This window comes from Aurantimonas sp. Leaf443, assembly GCF_001425575.1.
GTDB lineage: Bacteria > Pseudomonadota > Alphaproteobacteria > Rhizobiales > Rhizobiaceae > Leaf443.
This window is the reverse complement of sequence record NZ_LMRD01000008.1, coordinates 173,442-190,719: the sequence shown is the minus strand read 5'-3', so window position 1 is coordinate 190,719 and position 17,278 is coordinate 173,442. Positions and strand designations below refer to the sequence as shown.

The following is a 17,278-nucleotide window of genomic DNA, read 5'->3' as shown; positions in this document are numbered from 1 at the left end:
GGGTCGCACGGTATGAGCGCGTAACGGGCGGCCTGTCTGCAAGTTCGCTCCGCGCGGAACTTCCATCCGCGGCGGGCGGCCGCTTCTGTCCGGGGTGGGAGCACCCGTCCGACGGGCAGGTCTTTGAAGGGCGCATGACCGACACACGCGAAGACACGATCGGCACACGGTCCAATGCCCGCAAGGTCCATATCCGGACCTACGGTTGCCAGATGAACGTCTATGACTCGCAGCGCATGGGCGATGCGCTGGCGGGTGAGGGCTACCGGACGACCGAGACGATCGAGGATGCCGACCTCGTCCTCATCAACACCTGCCACATCCGCGAGCGCGCCGCCGAGAAGATCTATTCCGAGCTCGGCCGCATCCGCGTCCTGAAGGCCGAGCGCGCCCGCGAGGGTCGCCCGCTCACCGTCGGCGTCGCCGGCTGCGTGGCGCAGGCCGAGGGCGCCGAGATCATTGAGCGGGCCTCGATCGTCGATCTCGTCATCGGCCCGCAGACCTATCACCGCCTGCCGCAGGCGCTGGAGCGCGTCTCGCGCGGCGAGAAGGTGGTCGACACCGACTACGCGCTGGAGGACAAGTTCGAGCACTTGCCGGCCACGGAGCCGGCCGCCATTCGCGCGCGCGGCGTCACCGCCTTCCTTACCGTGCAGGAGGGCTGCGACAAGTTCTGCACCTTCTGCGTCGTGCCCTACACGCGCGGCGCGGAGGTCTCGCGTCCCTTCGCGCAGGTCCTCGACGAGGCCCGCCGGCTGGCCGCGTCCGGCGTGCGCGAGCTGACGCTGCTCGGCCAGAACGTCAACGCCTGGTCCTCGAGCGACGCGGCGGGCGGCACGGTCGGGCTCGCCCATCTCCTGCGCGCGCTGGCCGGGATTCCGGGCATCGCGCGCCTGCGCTACACGACCTCCCATCCGCGCGACATGGACGACGATCTCATCGCCGCCCATGGCGACCTGCCGGCGCTCATGCCCTATCTGCACCTGCCCGTGCAGTCCGGCTCCGACCGCATCCTGAAGGCGATGAACCGGCGGCACACGGCGGCGGACTATCGGACGCTCCTCGATCGCATCCGCGCCGCACGGCCGGACATCGCCCTGTCGGGCGACTTCATCGTCGGCTTCCCCGGCGAGACGGAGGCCGATTTCGAGGCGACGATGGACCTGGTGCGGGCGGTGAACTACGCCTGCGCCTTCACCTTCAAATATTCGCCCCGGCCCGGGACGCCGGGCGCCAACCTTCCCGATCATGTGCCCGAGAGCGTCATGGCCGAGCGGCTCGCGCGCCTCAACGCGCTGATCCGCGAGCAGCAGGACGGTTTCGCGCGGAGCCTCGTCGGCGCGGCGCTGCCCGTCCTCGTCGAGAAGCCCGGCCGCTACGCGCATCAGCTCGTCGGCCGCTCGCCCTATCTGCAGCCCGTCGTCCTGCCGGCCGGTGCCGGCGCGATCGGCGACGTCGTGACGGTGACCATCGCCGGAACGCTGACCAATTCCCTGGTCGCCGAAGGCGCCCATCCCGACGAAGCCCCCGCGAGGTTGACGGCATGAAGGCAGTGCGAGGCGTGGCGCCGGCCTCCGGCGCGTCGGACATGGCCCATATCGCCCTGTCCTTCGAGGACAACCGCCTGGCCTCGGCCCTGTTCGGCCAGTTCGACGAGCATCTCGCGCTGATCGAGCAGAAGCTCGGCGTCGATGCGCGCGCGCGCGGCAACAAGGTCGAGATCCGCGGCGACGCCACTGCCTGCAGCCAGGCGCGCCGGGCGCTCGACCATCTCTATTCCCGCCTGCAGACGGGCGTCGACATCGGCCAGTCCGACGTCGAGGGCGCCATCCGAATGGCGATCGCCGAGAACGACCAGCTCGTGCTGCCGACGCTGGAGGCCAAGGGCCGCCTGTCGCTCGCCCAGATCTCGACGCGCCGGCGGACCATCCATGCCCGCACTCCGACGCAGGACGCCTATATGCGGGCGATGGAGCGCTCCGAGCTCGTCTTCGGCATCGGCCCGGCCGGCACCGGCAAGACCTATCTCGCCGTCGCCCACGCCGCCCAGCTCCTGGAGCGCGGGCAGGTGGACCGCATCATCCTGTCGCGTCCCGCCGTCGAGGCCGGCGAGCGCCTCGGCTTCCTGCCGGGCGACATGAAGGACAAGGTCGACCCCTATCTGCGCCCGCTCTACGACGCGCTCTACGACATGATCCCCGCCGAGAAGGTCGAGCGCCTGCTCGTCGCCGGCGCCATCGAGATCGCGCCGCTCGCCTTCATGCGCGGGCGCACGCTGGCCAATGCCGCCGTCATCCTCGACGAGGCGCAGAACACGACCTCGATGCAGATGAAGATGTTCCTGACGCGCCTCGGCGAGAAGGCGCGCATGATCGTCACCGGCGATCCGAGCCAGGTCGACCTGCCGCCCGGCCAGAAGTCGGGCCTCGTGGAGGCGCTGCGCATCCTGGAGCCGGTCACGAGCGTCGTCACCGTGCGCTTCGAGGCCAAGGACGTGGTGCGCCATCCGCTCGTCCAGGCGATCGTCGAGGCCTACGAGGAGGACGTGCGCGCCCGCGTGGCCGCGACGCGTCCCGCGGACGCCTGATGCCCGACGGAGACCAACGATCCGCCGCCTTCCCGAATCTCGCCCTGGCGCTCGGCGTCGAGGACGAGGCCTGGGAGGGCGAGGGGCTCGGCGACCTCGAGGCCTTCGCGCGGCGCGCCATCGAGGCGGCGCTGCAAAGCGCCCGCATGCCGGCGGGTCTCGCGAGCGAACTCTCCGTCACGCTGGCCGACGACGGGACGGTGCGCGCGCTGAACGCCGAATGGCGCGGCAAGGACAAGGCGACCAACGTCCTCTCCTTCCCGCTCGTCCAGCTTGCCGTCGGCGACGTGCCCGGCCCGCTTCTCGGCGACCTGATCCTCGCCCACGAGACGGTGGCGCGCGAGGCGCGGAGCGAGGGCAAGCCCTTCGCCCATCATTTCACCCATCTTCTCGTGCACGGCCTCCTGCATCTTATCGGCCACGACCATCTCGTCGAGGCGCAGGCGGAGGCGATGGAAGCGCTCGAGATCGAGATCCTCCGCGGTCTCGGCATTCCCGATCCCTATGGCGAGGCGGCCGAAGAGGCGCCCGCGAGAAACGCGAAGAGAGCTTGAAAGCGTGACCATGACGATGGATGTCCCCGTGCCCGGCCGCAGCCGGGACGCCGCCGCCGAAGGCGCGGCCGAACGCGGCGTTCCCGAGGACCGAAGTCGGACCGGCGGGGAAGGGCGGGGCGACCGCCGCTTCCTCGGCGGTCTGATGCGGCGGCTGAGGCCGCGCCTCCCGAGCCTTGCCCGCGAGGACCTGACGCAGGCCCTGTCCGAGCCCGAGGCCGGCGAGGGCGCCTTCTCGCCCGAGGAACGGGCGATGCTCAACAACATCCTGCGGCTGCGCGAAGTGCGCGTCGAGGACATCATGATCCCGCGCGCCGACATCAAGGCGGTGGAGGCGAGCGCCACGCTCGGCGAGCTCCTGCGCCTCTTCGAGGCGAGCGGCCATTCGCGCATGCCGGTCTACGGCGAGAGCCTCGACGACCCGCGCGGCATGATCCACATCCGAGACGTCATCGGCAAGATCGCCAAGTCGCCGCGCCCCGCCGGCTACCGCCTGCCGAACGGCCTGCCCGCGCCCGCCGCCCCGCCGGGCGCGGCGGCTCCCGCCGGCCCGCCGCTCGACCTTCGCCAGATCAACCTCTCGCGCCGCGTCAGCGAGCTCGGCATCCTGCGCAAGGTGCTCTTCGTGCCGCCCTCCATGCGGGCCGCCGTCCTCATGGCGCGGATGCAGGCGACGCGCACGCAGATGGCCCTCGTCATCGACGAATATGGCGGCACGGACGGTCTCGTCTCCTTCGAGGACGTGATCGAGATGGTCGTCGGCAATATCGAGGACGAGCACGACGACGAGGCCGCGATGATCGTGGAGCGGGGCGACGGCATCTTCTACGCCGACGCGCGCGCCGATCTCCTGGACGTGCGGGCCGTCATCGGCGAGGACTTCGACATCGACGCCTATCGCGACGAGGCCGACACGGTGGGGGGCCTGCTCTTCTCCGAACTCGGGCGCATTCCGGCGCGCGGTGAGGTGGTGCAGGCGGTGCCGGGCTTCGAGTTCCAGGTGCTGGACGCCGATCCGCGCCGCGTGCGGCGCCTGCGCATCGTGCGCCTGCGCTCGGGCGAGAAGCGGCGGCGCATCGTGGAGGCGCTCGGCCAGTCGCCCGACGCCTAGCGCGGGACGGGGCGGGCGATCGTCCCGCCGGTCGCGCCTGCGGGTCTTCGCAAGGGGCGCCGCAGCGGCCTTTCGCGCCGGCCCCGCGCAAGCCCCGCATCCTCTTTTCTTGAGGGTGCGGTCCGGCTTGGCTAGAGAGGACGGGCCTTGGCGCCCGTCTCGACGGCGCGATGGTCGTCCGGGACCGTTGAGAGAGGTCGTCGCCCTTGACCGCAATCGCCTATCGAGACCGCAGGGGCTTCGTCGCGCGCCGCCTGGAGCGTCTCGCCGGCGCCGTCGTCCTTCTCGACGGCTGGCGCCGCGCCGCGCTGGCGCTCGTGGCCGGCGCCTTCGCCGTCCTGGCGCTGCCGCCCTTCAATTTTCCCGCTGTCGCCTTCGTCAGCTTCCCGCTGCTCGTCTGGCTTCTCGACGGGGTCGGCGTGGAGCCGGGCTCGCGCTGGCGCTCGGTGCGCTCGGCCTTCGCCTGCGGCTGGTTCTTCGGCTTCGGCTATTTCGTGGCGGGCCTGTGGTGGCTCGGCGCGGCCATGATGGTGGATGCCGGCAGCTTCGCCGTCTTCATCCCCTTCGCCGTCCTCGGCCTGCCGGCGGTCCTGGCGCTCTTCTACGGGGCGGCGGCCGCGCTCGCGCGAAGCGTCTGGAGCGACAGCGCCTTCCGCCTCTTCTCGCTGGCCGGGTCGCTGGCGCTCGCCGAATACCTGCGCGGCATCGTCCTCACCGGCTTTCCCTGGAACGAGATCGGCCTCATGGCCGCCCCCGTGCCCGTCGCCATGCAGACGCTCTCCCTGGTCGGCCTGCACGGGCTGACGCTGATGGCGGTCCTCGTCTTCGCCGCGCCCGCCGCCCTCGTCGACCGGCGCGGCGCCCGGCCGGTGATCGCGATCGCGGTCCTTCTGGCCCTCTTCCATCTCGGCTTCGGCGCCTGGCGCCTCGCCGCCCATCCCACGCGCTTCGTGGAGACCGTCGACCTGCGCGTGGTGCAGCCGAACATCCTGCAGGCGCTGAAATGGGACGCGGCGGAGGCCGAGCGGATCTTCGACCGGCATCTGACGCTGACCACGACGCGCCGCCCGCCGCAGGAGGCGGGCAGGCCGGCGCCGGCATCGGCCAACGTGTCCGGCGCGGGCGCCAAGGTGATCGACGTCGCGGCCGCCACGACCGAGCGCCGCACGCTCGTCGTCTGGCCGGAATCGTCCTTCCCCTTCATCCTCACCCAGACGCCGGAGGCCATCGCCCGCATCGCCGACGCGCTCCAGCCCGGCGAGACGCTGATCGCGGGCGCCGCCCGCATCGAGGGCGAGGATCTCGACCGCGACCCCGTCTACAATTCGGTCTACGTGATCGACGACCAGGGCGCGATCCTCGACGCGCGCGACAAGGTTCATCTCGTGCCGTTCGGCGAATACTTGCCGCTGCAGTCCTTTCTCGAAGGTCTGGGCCTTCGGCAGCTGACGGACCTGCCCGGCGGATTCTCGGCCGGCGGAACGCGCAGCCCGGTGCCGCTCGCGGGCGCGCCGTCCTTCCTGCCGCTCGTCTGCTACGAGATCATCTTTCCCGGCGAGATCGCGGCGGGCGAGGGGGCGGAGAGGCCCGGCTTCCTCGTCAACGTCACCAACGACGCGTGGTACGGCGCAACGCCCGGGCCCTATCAGCACTTGCGCCTGGCCGAGGCGACGGCGGTCGCGTTCGGTCTACCTCTGGTGCGTAGCGCGAATACGGGTGTATCCGTCGTGACGGACGCGTATGGTCGTCTCGTGGCAGGATTATCTCTGAATTCGACGGGAACTATAGAGGTTCTCTTACCCGAAGCGGCGGATGCGACGATCTATGCAAGATTTCGCTATATTCCATTTTGGGTTTTATTCGCAATGACATGTGCGGTTGCGGTGGCGTCTTTGTGGACGATGCGCGCGAGGATTGATTGACCGCCTTGCGGTAGGCGCTTAACCCGGTTTCCTTGGACGTTGGGGGAAATCGTCCAGCGGGGCGGCAACGCACTGCATCCGTGACGAGTCGGGGCCTCGGCCTCGTGCAACGCGGGCGTATACGAGGGGCAAGCAAGTGGTCGAGAACAAGAAGAAACCCAATCCGATCGATCAGCATGTCGGGTCCCGGGTGCGTCTGCGCCGGACCATGCTGGGAATGAGCCAGGAGAAGCTGGGGGAAAGTCTAGGGATCACCTTCCAGCAGATCCAGAAATACGAAAAAGGCTCCAATCGCATCGGCGCCAGCCGCCTGCAGCGGATTTCCGAAGTGCTCAACGTCCCGGTGTCCTACTTCTTCGAGGACGCGCCGGGCTCGGGCGGAGCGGGCGGCCTGCACGAACCCGCCGCGCCCGACTACGTGGCCGACTTCCTCTCCTCCTCCGAAGGCCTGCAGCTCACCCGCGCCTTCATCCGCATCTCCGATCCCAAGGTCCGGCGCCGCATCATCGACCTCGTGAAGAGCTTCGCGGACGCCGCCGAGGCGGACTCCAAGGCGGATGCCAAGGCCGAGGCCAAGGTCGAGACGAAGGCCTGACGCCTGCCCGAAGGCCCGCCGCGCCACCGGCGGGCGGACGCCGCGGCGGCTTGCCACGACCGGGCCGCGGGAACCACGGCGCCCTCATGCGGGCGGCACGACCGCCCCGCCGCCCTTTCGCCTTGACCTTCCCGCCGGATTATCCCAAAGCCTCGCGCCGACAGGGCCGACCGCGCCGCAGGGCATGGGCGGCCCGACGCTTGTGTCCGGCCGGGTCGCCGGCACGTCCGGACGGCCGCCGCTCCACGCGCGCCGGAGCGTCACGACAAGAGGGTCTGAGAAGCACCATGCGCAGCGACTACCTGTTCACGAGCGAGAGCGTCTCGGAAGGCCATCCCGACAAGGTCTGCGACCGGATCTCCGACGAGATCGTCGACCTCGTCTACAAGGAGGCCAAGAAGGGCGGGGTGGACCCCTGGGCCGTGCGCGTGGCCTGCGAGACCCTCGCCACGACGAACCGCGTCGTCATCGCCGGCGAGGTGCGCCTGCCGCCCTCGCTGATGAAGAAGGGCAAGGACGGCAAGGAGGTCATCAATCCCTCCAAGTTCAAGTCCGCCGCGCGCAAGGCGATCCGCGACATCGGCTACGAGCAGGACGGCTTCCACTGGAAGACCGCCAAGATCGACGTGCTCCTGCATTCCCAGTCCGCCGACATCGCGCAGGGCGTCGACAAGGCGTCCGACGCCGACAATTCCGAGGGCGCGGGCGACCAGGGCATCATGTTCGGCTATGCCTGCCGCGAGACGCCCGAGCTGATGCCGGCGCCGATCTTCTACGCCCACAAGATCCTGTCGCTGCTCGCCAGCGCCCGCAAGTCCGGCACCGGCGAGGCCGCCGGCCTCGGCCCCGACGCCAAGAGCCAGATCACCGTGCGCTACGAGAACGGCGAGCCCGTGGCGGTGACCTCGATCGTCCTGTCCACCCAGCACACGGACGAGACCTGGGATTCGGCCAAGGTGCGCACCGTCGTCGAGCCCTATATCCGCGAGGCGCTGGCCGACCTTCCGATCGACGAGAGCTGCGTCTGGTACATCAACCCGACCGGCAAGTTCGTCATCGGCGGCCCGGACGGCGACGCCGGCCTCACCGGCCGCAAGATCATCGTCGACACCTATGGCGGGGCCGCCCCGCATGGCGGCGGCGCCTTCTCGGGCAAGGACACGACCAAGGTCGACCGCTCGGCCGCCTATGCCGCGCGCTACCTCGCCAAGAACGTCGTCGCCGCCAAGCTCGCCGAGAAATGCACGATCCAGATCGCCTACGCGATCGGCGTCGCGCAGCCCGTCGCGGTCTATGTCGACCTGCACGGCACCGGCCACAAGGTGACCGAGGACGACGTGGAGCGGGCGATCCGGCAGGTGATCGACCTGTCGCCGTCCGGCATCCGCCGCCATCTCGACCTCAACCGCCCGATCTACGCCAAGACCTCCGCCTACGGCCATTTCGGCCGCAAGCCCGGCCGCGACGGCTCCTTCTCCTGGGAGAAGACCGATCTCGTGCCCAAGCTCAAGGCCGCGATCGCGGGCTGAGGGCGATGGTGGAGAACGACGCGCCGGCGAGTTTCCGGCGGCGCGAGGCCTTCTACGGCCGGGTGAAGGGGCCGCGCCTGCGGCCCCGCCAGGCCGGGCTGATCGACGAGGCGCTGCCGCGCCTGCGGCTCGACCTCTCGAGGCCCGCCCCGTCCGATCTGCGCACGCTCTTCGCGGCGCCGGTCTCGGCCGTGCGCCTGGAGATCGGCTTCGGCGGCGGCGAGCACCTGCGCCACGAGGCGGCGCGCCATGCCGGGACGGGCTTCATCGGCGTCGAACCCTTCGTCAACGGCATGGCCAAGATGCTGGTCGCTCTGGACGAGACGCCGCTCTCGAACCTTGTCCTCTACGACGACGACGCGACCTTCCTCCTCGACTGGCTCCCCGAAGCGAGCCTCTCGGGCGTCGATCTCTTCTACCCCGATCCCTGGACCAAGCAGCGCCACTTCAAGCGCCGCTTCGTGAGTGCGCGCAATCTCGAGCGCTTCGCGCGCGTCATGCGGCCGGGCGCCCTGTTCCGCTTCGCCTCCGACATCGACACCTACGTGAAGTGGACGCTCGCCCATGTCGGGCGGCATGCCGGCTTCGAGGAACTGGAGGGCGAGACGCGCGCCACCCCCTACGAGGCCTGGCCTGGGACCCGCTACGAGGCCAAGGCCTTTCGCGAGGGCCGCGCGCCCGCCTACCTCACCTTCCGCCGCCTGTGAGGGGCGGCCCGCCGCGCTGCGCAGGCGGCCGGCGGGGACGGACTTGCGGGATCGGCGGAACGGGTCTATAGAGCATCGAAATTCTCTGCGGTGGAAGCGTGAGAGTGGGTCCCCCCGGTCCCGCTCTTTTTTATTGCCTTCTCGCGGCGGGAACGGTGCGGCACGGCCGGGCCGCCCGTCTCGTGGATCCTGCCCCGCAGGCAGCCAACAGGATGCGACGCCGCCGAGGCGCCCGCGTCCGCGAAGGGACGGCCAGACGAACGTGACGGACAGCCAAGAGCGCATCGTGAAGGAGCAGGGTCTCGAAGCCCGCTTCGCCGCCATCGTCGAGCCGGCGATCGAGCAGATCGGCTATCGTCTCGTGCGCGTGAAGATTTCCGGCCTCAACGGCATGACGGTGCAGATCATGGCCGAGCGGCCGGACGGCACGATGGCGATCGAGGATTGCGAGGCGGTCTCCAAGGCCATCTCGCCGATCCTCGACGTGGAGGACCCGACGGACAAGCCCTATCATCTGGAAGTCTCCTCGCCCGGCATCGACCGGCCGCTGGTGCGCCGGAGCGACTTCGAGGTCTGGGCCGGCTTCGTGATGAAGCTCGACACCAATCGCATCGTCCACGACCGCAAGCGGTTCCGCGGGCGCGTCGTGGCGGTCGGCGCCGACTCCATCACGCTGGAGCGCGACCAGCCGGCCTATGGCGAGGCGACGAGCGTGGAGATCCCGCTCGATGCCGTCGGCGAGGCGCGGCTCGTCCTGACGGACGACCTGATCCAGGCCTCGCTGAAGGCCGACAAGGCCGCCCGCAAGGCGCGGGGTGCGGCGCCGCTCGAGGGCGAGGACGACGACGAGACGGCGGCGGACGAGACGCCGGACGTGGCCACGAAGCATTGACGGGCCGGCGCCGCGCACCGGACCCCGGCGCGCGCGGCAGGGCCTGAACGAACGGGACGGGCGGCACCGGCGCTGAAGGCGCCTGCGGTGCGGACCCTCGACGAGGAGTGAACGACAATGGCAGTCAGTGCGAACCGGCTCGAGCTTCTGCAGATCGCGGACGCCGTCGCGCGCGAGAAGTCGATCGATCGCGAGATCGTCATCGGCGCCATGGCGGACGCGATCCAGAAGGCCGCGCGCTCGCGCTACGGCCAGGAGACCAATATCCGCGTCGACATCAACACCAAGACCGGCGAGATGAAGCTGCAGCGGCTTCTGGAAGTGGTCGAGGAGGTCGAGAACCCGAACACCCAGATCTATCTGGAGCTCGCCCGCGACAAGAACCCGGACGCCGAGCCGGGCGACTTCATCGCCGAGCAGCTGCCGCCGATGGATTTCGGCCGCATCGCCGCCCAGTCCGCCAAGCAGGTCATCGTCCAGAAGGTGCGCGACGCCGAGCGCGACCGCCAGTACGAGGAATTCGTCGGGCGCGTCGGCGAGATCGTCAACGGCACGGTGAAGCGCGTCGAATACGGCAACGTGATCGTCGATCTCGGCAAGGCCGAGGGCATCGTGCGCCGCGACGAGCAGATCCCGCGCGAGCTCTTCCGCTATGGCGACCGCGTGCGCGCCTATGTCTACGACGTGCGCCGCGAGCCGCGCGGGCCCCAGATCTTCCTGTCGCGCACCCATCCCCAGTTCATGGCCAAGCTCTTCACGATGGAAGTGCCGGAGATCTACGACGGCATCATCACCATCAAGGCGGTGGCCCGCGATCCCGGCTCGCGCGCCAAGATCGCCGTCGTCTCCAGCGATTCCTCGGTCGATCCGGTCGGCGCCTGCGTCGGCATGCGCGGCAGTCGCGTCCAGGCCGTCGTCGGCGAGCTGCAGGGCGAGAAGATCGACATCATTCCCTGGTCGCCGGACGCCGCCTCCTTCCTCGTCAACGCGCTGCAGCCGGCGGAAGTGGCCAAGGTCGTGCTCGACGAGGACGCCGAGCGCATTGAAGTCGTGGTCCCCGATGACCAGTTAAGCCTGGCGATCGGCCGTCGCGGCCAGAACGTGCGCCTCGCCTCGCAGCTCACCGGCTGGGATATCGACATCCTGACCGAGCAGGAGGAGTCCGAGCGGCGCCAGAAGGAATTCGCCGAGCGGTCCGAGATCTTCATGGAGGCGCTGAATGTCGACGAGATGGTCGGCCAGCTCCTCGCCTCCGAGGGTTTTGCAACGGTCGAGGAAGTGGCCTATGTCGATGTCGGCGAAGTCGCCGCCATCGAGGGTTTCGACGAGGACACGGCCGGCGAGATCCAGGCCCGCGCCCGCGACTATCTCGATCAGCGCGAGGCCGAACTCGACGCCCGGCGCGTCGAACTCGGCGTCGACGAGGATCTGAAAGAGATCGACGGCCTGACGACGGCCATGCTGGTCGCTCTCGGCGAGGCGGAGATCCGCTCGGTCGAGGACTTCGCCGGCGCCGTCGCCGACGACCTGATCGGCTGGACCGAGCGCAAGGACGGCGAGACCAAGAAGTTCGAGGGCGCGCTCTCCAAGTTCGAGATCTCGCGCGTCGATGCCGACCGCATGATCATGCAGGCGCGCCTCATGGCCGGCTGGATCACCGAGGAGGACCTGAAGGGTCCCGAGCCCGAGACCGATGACGAGGAAGGCGAGGCCTGAGGCCTGCCGCGTGACCGGCGCGGATCGCGCCGCCGGCCCGTCCTTCGAGGGGCCGGACGAGGAGATGGACGAGCTGGTGAACGGGCGCATGTGCATCCTGTCGCGCGCGCGGCTCCCGGCGGACGAGATGATCCGCTTCGTGCTCGGCCCGGACGGCACGGTCGTCCCCGACCTGAAGCGGCGTCTTCCGGGGCGCGGCGCCCATGTCGAGGCGCGCCGGGCCAGTCTCGAGGAGGCGGTGCGCCGCAAGCTCTTCTCGCGGGCCTTTCGCCGCGAGGCGGGCGGCACGGCGGGGCTCGCGGACCTGGTCGACGCCCTTCTCGTCGCCTCGACGCTCGGCTCGATGGGGCTCGCCCGCAAGGCGCGCCAGCTCGTCACCGGGGCGACCCGCGTCGAGAGCGCGCTGCGCTCCGGCGAGGCCCTGGCCCTCATCGCCTCGCGCGACGGGTCGGCGGACGGGGTGAGAAAGATGGAATCCGTGCGTCGCACGGCCGCATCGGCGCTGGGGATCGAGATTCCCGCCTATCGTCCGTTTTCGACGGACGAATTGGGTTTGGCGTTGGGTGGGGGGAATGTGATACATGCAGCCATCCTTGCCGGCGATGCGGGTTTGGCTGCCGCGAAGCGTCTCAGCGCTCTCGCACGATACAGGGGTGAAAACCCTGATAGCGATTCCCCGCAAGAGCCCCTCTAGGGCCGCAGGGAACGGCGTCTGAGACTGACGAAGAGCGCCCCGATCGAGACGCTCCTGGTACGGATGAAGCGCGCGGGAGCGATCCTGCGCAGGAAGCGGAAGCGTAGATGAGCGATACCAAGTCCGGCGACGACAAGACGCTGAGCGTGACACCGAAGAAGACCTTGTCCCTGAAGCCGGGCGGCGTGCAGCAGCAGTCCACCGTGCGTCAGAACTTCTCCCATGGCCGCACGAAGAACGTCGTGGTCGAAACCAAGAAGCGGCGGCTGACCAAGCCCGACGAGGTGGCGCCCGCGGCGACGCCGTCGGTCGCGGCCGGCCTGAAGCCGCGCCCCGCCGAGGCCGCGCCCGCCGCCGCCGCGGCCGTGCCGAGCGTGCCGACCCCGGCTCCGGCCGAGCCGCGCGCCGCGGCCGAGACGCCGGCCGCCGCCGTTTCGCGCCCCTCGGGCACGAGCGTGCCGCACAATTCCGGCCGCCCGCCGCAGATCCAGCTCGGCCCCAAGCCGGGCTCCCAGCCGAAGGCCGAGGAGACGGTGGCCGAGGCCGCGCCCGCCGCGCCTCAGCCCGTCGCCGACGAGCAGCCGGTCGCGCCCCAGGCCGCCACGGCCGAGACGCCGAAGGCCGCCGAGCCCGCACAGGCTGCAGCGCCCGAGGCGGCGGCTCCCGAGCCCGCCGCACCCGTCGCCGCGACGCCGGCCGAAGCCGTCGCCCCGGTCGTGACGCCGGCGCCGGCCGCGTCCGAGGCTCCGGCGCCCCAGGCACAGACATCCCAGGCACCGGCGGCACCGCAGGCGCCCCGCGCCGCGGCGCCTTCGGCTCCGCGCGCGCCGTCCTCGGCGCCCGCCGGTCGCACCGGCGCGCCCTACGGCAACCGTCCCGGCTCCTCTCAGGCGCCGCGCAGCGGCGGTGCGCCCGATCGCGGCGCGGCCGGCGGCAACAACCGTCCCGGCCAGGGCTCCGGCCAGGGCCGCCCGGGCGGTCGCGACGACCGCCGTCCGGCGCCCGCCGCCCAGGCCGGCGCCCGCCAGCCGCGCGGTGCCGTCCTGTCCGATCTCTCCTCGCGCGAGATGGATGCCCGTCGCCGCGCGCTCGAACTGGCCCGCCAGCGCGAGGTCGAGGACCGTCGCCTGTTCCAGCTCGACGAGGCGCGCCGCATCGCCGACGACGAGCGCCGCCAGCGCGAGATGGCCGAGTCCGAGGCCCGTCAGGCCGAGGAGGCCGCCCGTCTGGAGGCCGAGGCCGCCGCGCGCCGCAAGGCCGAGGCCGAGTCGCAGCGCCGTGTTCCCGCCCGCGGCGCCAACGCCTCCGCCACGCCGGCTAGCCCCGCCGACGCGGAGGCCGCCGCCGCGCGCACGCCGGTCGGCGAGCGCCGCCGCCGCGTGACGACGACGGAGGAGGACGACAGCGCGAGGGCCCGGATCGCCACCGGCCCGCGCCGTGCGCCCGCCAAGCCCGCCACGACCCCCGAGGCGGCCAAGCCCGCCCGTCCGGGCCGCGACGACGGCCGCCGCAGCGGCAAGCTGACGCTCGACAAGGCCCTTTCGGCCGACGAGGGCGCCCGTGGCCGTTCGCTGTCGGCGATCCGTCGCCGTCAGGAGAAGTTCAAGCGTTCGCAGCAGAACCAGCCCCGTGAGAAGATTTCCCGCGAAGTGATCATTCCCGAGACCATCAGCATCCAGGAACTCGCCAACCGCATGTCCGAGCGGTCGGTGGACGTCATCAAGTTCCTGATGGCGCAGGGCCAGATGATGAAGCCGGGCGACATCATCGATGCCGATCTCGCCGAGCTGATCGCCTCCGAATTCGGCCACACGGTCCGCCGCGTGGCGGAGTCGGACGTCGAGGAGGGCATCTTCAACGCCGTCAACAACCCCGATCGCCTGGCCTCGCGTCCGCCTGTCGTGACGATCATGGGCCATGTCGACCACGGCAAGACCTCGCTGCTCGACGCGATCCGCCAGACCAAGGTCGTCTCCGGCGAAGCCGGCGGCATCACGCAGCATATCGGCGCCTACCAGGTCGAGCACGACGGTCACAAGATCTCGTTCATCGACACGCCGGGCCACGAGGCCTTCACGGCCATGCGCGCCCGCGGCGCCAAGGTGACCGACATCGCCATCCTCGTGGTGGCGGCCGACGACAGCGTCATGCCGCAGACGATCGAGTCCATCAATCACGCCAAGGCGGCGGGCGTGCCCATCATCGTGGCGATCAACAAGATCGACAAGCCGAGCGCCGATGCCCAGAAGGTGCGCACGCAGCTTCTGCAGCACGAGGTCTTCGTGGAATCGATGGGCGGCGAGGTGCTCGACGTCGAGGTCTCGGCCACCAAGGGCATCAATCTCGACGGCCTGCTCGAGGCCGTCCTGCTCCAGGCCGAGGTTCTCGACCTGAAGTCGGATCCCGAGCGCCCGGCCGAGGGCTCGGTCATCGAGGCCCAGCTCGACAAGGGCCGCGGTCCGGTCGCGACCGTGCTCGTCCAGGCCGGCACGCTGCGCCAGGGCGACATCATCGTGGCGGGCGACGAGTGGGGCCGCGTGCGCGCCCTCGTCACCGACAAGGGCAAGACGCTGAAGGAGGCCGGTCCCTCGATGCCGATCGAGGTGCTGGGCATGCAGGGCACGCCGCAGGCCGGCGACCGCTTCGCCGTGGTCGAGAACGAGGCCAAGGCGCGCGAGATCTCCGAATATCGCCAGCGCCTGTCGCGCGAGAAGCAGGTGGCCAAGAATGCCGGCCAGCGCGGCTCGCTCGAGCAGATGATGAGCCAGCTGCAGGACACCGGCCGCAAGGAGTTCCCGCTGCTCATCAAGGGCGACGTGCAGGGCTCGATCGAGGCCATCGTCAACGCCCTCGACAAGCTGGGCACCGACGAGGTGCGCGCCCGCATCATCCATTCGGGCGCCGGCGCCATCACGGAGTCGGACATCTCGCTGGCCGCGGCCTCCAACGCCGCGATCATCGGCTTCAACGTGCGCGCCAACACCCAGGCCCGCCAGGCGGCCGACCGCGACGGCATCGACATCCGCTACTACAACATCATCTACAATCTCGTGGATGACGTGAAGGATGCCATGTCGGGCCTCCTGTCGCCGGAGCGTCGCGAGACCTTCCTCGGCAATGCGGAGATCCTGGAGGTCTTCCAGATCACCAAGGTCGGCAAGGTCGCGGGTTGCCGCGTCACCGAAGGCAAGGTCGAGCGCGGTGCCGGCGTGCGCCTCATCCGCGACAACGTCGTCATCCACGAGGGCACGCTCAAGACGCTCAAGCGCTTCAAGGACGAAGTGTCGGAGGTCTACGGCGGCCAGGAATGCGGCATGGCCTTCCAGAACTACGAGGACATCCGCCAGGGCGACGTCATCGAGTGCTTCCGCGTCGAGCACGTGGCGCGCAAGCTCTAGCGACACCGGACCAGACCGGAGGAGCGCGTCCGGCCCCGCCGGGCGCGTTCGTCGTATGGGCAGACCCCGTCCAGGCTCCTCGCGAGCCGGGCGGGCGCCCCGGCGGCCGCCGCGCCGCCCCCGCCAACCGACCACGAAAGAGACATCGCCATGGCCTCCCCCAAGGCAAAGGGTCCCTCCCAGCGCCAGCTCTCCGTGGGCGAGAAGGTGCGCCATGCCCTGACCGAGACGCTGCAGCGCGGCGACATCCAGGACCCGCTCCTGGAGAAGGCCGTCGTCACCGTCACCGAAGTGCGCATGACGCCCGATCTCAAGCTCGCCACCGCCTATGTGACGGTGCTCGGACAGAGCGACATGGATCCCTTCGTCAAGGCGCTGAACAACCACGCGAAATATCTGCGCGGCCGGCTCTCGCCGGCTTTGCGCCAGATGAAGTACATGCCGGAAGTCCGCTTCCGCGAGGACGAGAGCTTCGACAACTATGCCCGGATCGACGCGCTCCTGCGCTCGCCGGAAGTGCAGCGCGACCTCGGCCCGGACGACGGCGACGACAACGAGGAAACGAACTGATGGCACGGCGCGGCAAGAAGCCGAAGGGACGCCCGATCAACGGCTGGGTGATCCTGGACAAGCCGAAGGGCATGGGATCGACGGACGCCGTCGGCAAGCTGAAATGGCTCTATTTCGCCCAGAAGGCCGGCCATGCCGGCACGCTGGACCCGCTCGCCTCCGGCATGCTGCCGATCGCCTTCGGCGATGCGACCAAGACCGTTCCCTTCGTCATGGACGGGCGCAAGGTCTATCGCTTCGCCGTGCGCTGGGGCGCGGAGACGACGACCGACGACACCGAGGGTCCGGTGGTGAAGACCTCCGACATCCGTCCCTCCGCCGAGACGATCCGCGCCATCCTGCCCGACTATACGGGCGAGATCACGCAGGTGCCGCCGAGCTTCTCGGCCATCAAGATCGACGGCAACCGCGCCTATGATCTCGCCCGCGAGGGCGAACTGGTCGAGATCGCCGCGCGCACCGTCTCGGTCCACCGGCTGGACCTCGTCTCCATGCCGGACGAGGCGACGAGCGTCTTCGAGGCCGAGTGCGGCAAGGGCACCTATGTGCGCGCCATCGCCCGCGACATCGGCCGCGATCTCGGCTGCTACGGCCACGTGATCGACCTGCGCCGCATCGCGGTCGGCGCCTTCGGCGAGGCCGACATGGTCAAGCTCTCCGACCTCGAGCTCGCCGCCGAGGAAGGGCTCGAGGTCCTCGACGAGGCCGCCTTGGAATCGGGCGCCAAGGCCCGGGTCGTCGATTTCCGTCCCCTCGACGAATATATCGTCACGCCCGAGGCGGCGCTGTCGGATCTCTACGAGGTGAACCTCACCGACGAGCAGGCCGGCCGCGTCCTGTCCGGCAATCCCGTGTTGCTGCGCGGGCGCGACGCGCCGGTCTTCTGCGAGGAGGCCTATGCCGTCGGCCACGGCCGGCTTCTGGCGCTCGGCGCGATCGAGGAAGGCGCCTTCCATCCCAAGCGCGTCTTCGGCGGACGGGGCTGACCGCCCGGACCCGGCCG

Annotated in this window: 14 protein-coding genes; all 14 read left to right on the top strand. The window is 70.2% G+C overall.

Annotated features, from left to right (window positions below; translation table 11 throughout):
• The first annotated feature begins 134 nt into the window (after nt 1–134).
• The 14 genes from miaB to truB all read left to right on the top strand — a co-directional run bounded on the left by miaB (nt 135) and on the right by truB (nt 17,261).
• Nucleotides 135–1,547 (top strand): tRNA (N6-isopentenyl adenosine(37)-C2)-methylthiotransferase MiaB, encoded by a 1,413-nt coding sequence (miaB, locus tag ASG48_RS12275; protein ID WP_055850069.1) that lies wholly within the window; start codon nt 135–137, stop codon nt 1,545–1,547.
• Entirely contained in the window at nt 1,544–2,587 is a 1,044-nt protein-coding gene (locus ASG48_RS12270; RefSeq protein ID WP_055850067.1) for a PhoH family protein, read from the top strand. The genes miaB and ASG48_RS12270 overlap by 4 nt, the downstream gene beginning before the upstream one ends.
• Complete coding sequence (gene ybeY, locus ASG48_RS12265) at nt 2,587–3,141, top strand: rRNA maturation RNase YbeY (RefSeq protein WP_055850065.1); 555 nt, start codon at nt 2,587–2,589, stop codon at nt 3,139–3,141. Before ASG48_RS12270 ends, ybeY begins: the two co-directional genes overlap by 1 nt.
• Before the next feature lie 145 nt (nt 3,142–3,286).
• Entirely contained in the window at nt 3,287–4,252 is a 966-nt protein-coding gene (locus ASG48_RS12260) for a hemolysin family protein (RefSeq protein WP_055850632.1), read from the top strand.
• A gap of 206 nt (nt 4,253–4,458) precedes the next feature.
• Complete coding sequence (gene lnt / locus ASG48_RS12255) at nt 4,459–6,174, top strand: apolipoprotein N-acyltransferase (protein WP_244486895.1); 1,716 nt, start codon at nt 4,459–4,461, stop codon at nt 6,172–6,174.
• Between the two features lie 136 nt (nt 6,175–6,310).
• Nucleotides 6,311–6,769, top strand: a complete 459-nt coding sequence (locus tag ASG48_RS12250) for a helix-turn-helix transcriptional regulator (protein WP_055850063.1) — start codon at nt 6,311–6,313, stop codon at nt 6,767–6,769.
• A 287-nt stretch (nt 6,770–7,056) separates the two neighbouring features.
• Entirely contained in the window at nt 7,057–8,298 is a 1,242-nt protein-coding gene (gene metK, locus ASG48_RS12245) for a methionine adenosyltransferase (protein WP_055850061.1), read from the top strand.
• A 5-nt stretch (nt 8,299–8,303) separates the two neighbouring features.
• Entirely contained in the window at nt 8,304–9,005 is a 702-nt protein-coding gene (locus tag ASG48_RS12240; protein WP_055850059.1) for a tRNA (guanine(46)-N(7))-methyltransferase TrmB, read from the top strand.
• Nucleotides 9,006–9,267: 262 nt separating this feature from the next.
• A complete protein-coding gene (rimP, locus tag ASG48_RS12235; protein WP_055850058.1) occupies nt 9,268–9,897 on the top strand; it encodes a ribosome maturation factor RimP in 630 nt (209 codons plus the stop codon).
• Nucleotides 9,898–10,014: 117 nt separating this feature from the next.
• Complete coding sequence (nusA, locus tag ASG48_RS12230) at nt 10,015–11,613, top strand: transcription termination factor NusA (RefSeq protein WP_055850056.1); 1,599 nt, start codon at nt 10,015–10,017, stop codon at nt 11,611–11,613.
• A gap of 64 nt (nt 11,614–11,677) precedes the next feature.
• Entirely contained in the window at nt 11,678–12,307 is a 630-nt protein-coding gene (locus ASG48_RS12225) for an RNA-binding protein (RefSeq protein ID WP_055850626.1), read from the top strand.
• 107 nt (nt 12,308–12,414) lie between these two features.
• A complete protein-coding gene (gene infB, locus ASG48_RS12220) occupies nt 12,415–15,705 on the top strand; it encodes a translation initiation factor IF-2 (RefSeq protein WP_055850054.1) in 3,291 nt (1,096 codons plus the stop codon).
• Between the two features lie 150 nt (nt 15,706–15,855).
• Nucleotides 15,856–16,275 (top strand): 30S ribosome-binding factor RbfA, encoded by a 420-nt coding sequence (gene rbfA / locus ASG48_RS12215; protein ID WP_055850052.1) that lies wholly within the window; start codon nt 15,856–15,858, stop codon nt 16,273–16,275.
• A complete protein-coding gene (gene truB / locus ASG48_RS12210) occupies nt 16,275–17,261 on the top strand; it encodes a tRNA pseudouridine(55) synthase TruB (protein ID WP_055850050.1) in 987 nt (328 codons plus the stop codon). The genes rbfA and truB overlap by 1 nt, the downstream gene beginning before the upstream one ends.
• Nucleotides 17,262–17,278: the final 17 nt, after the last annotated feature.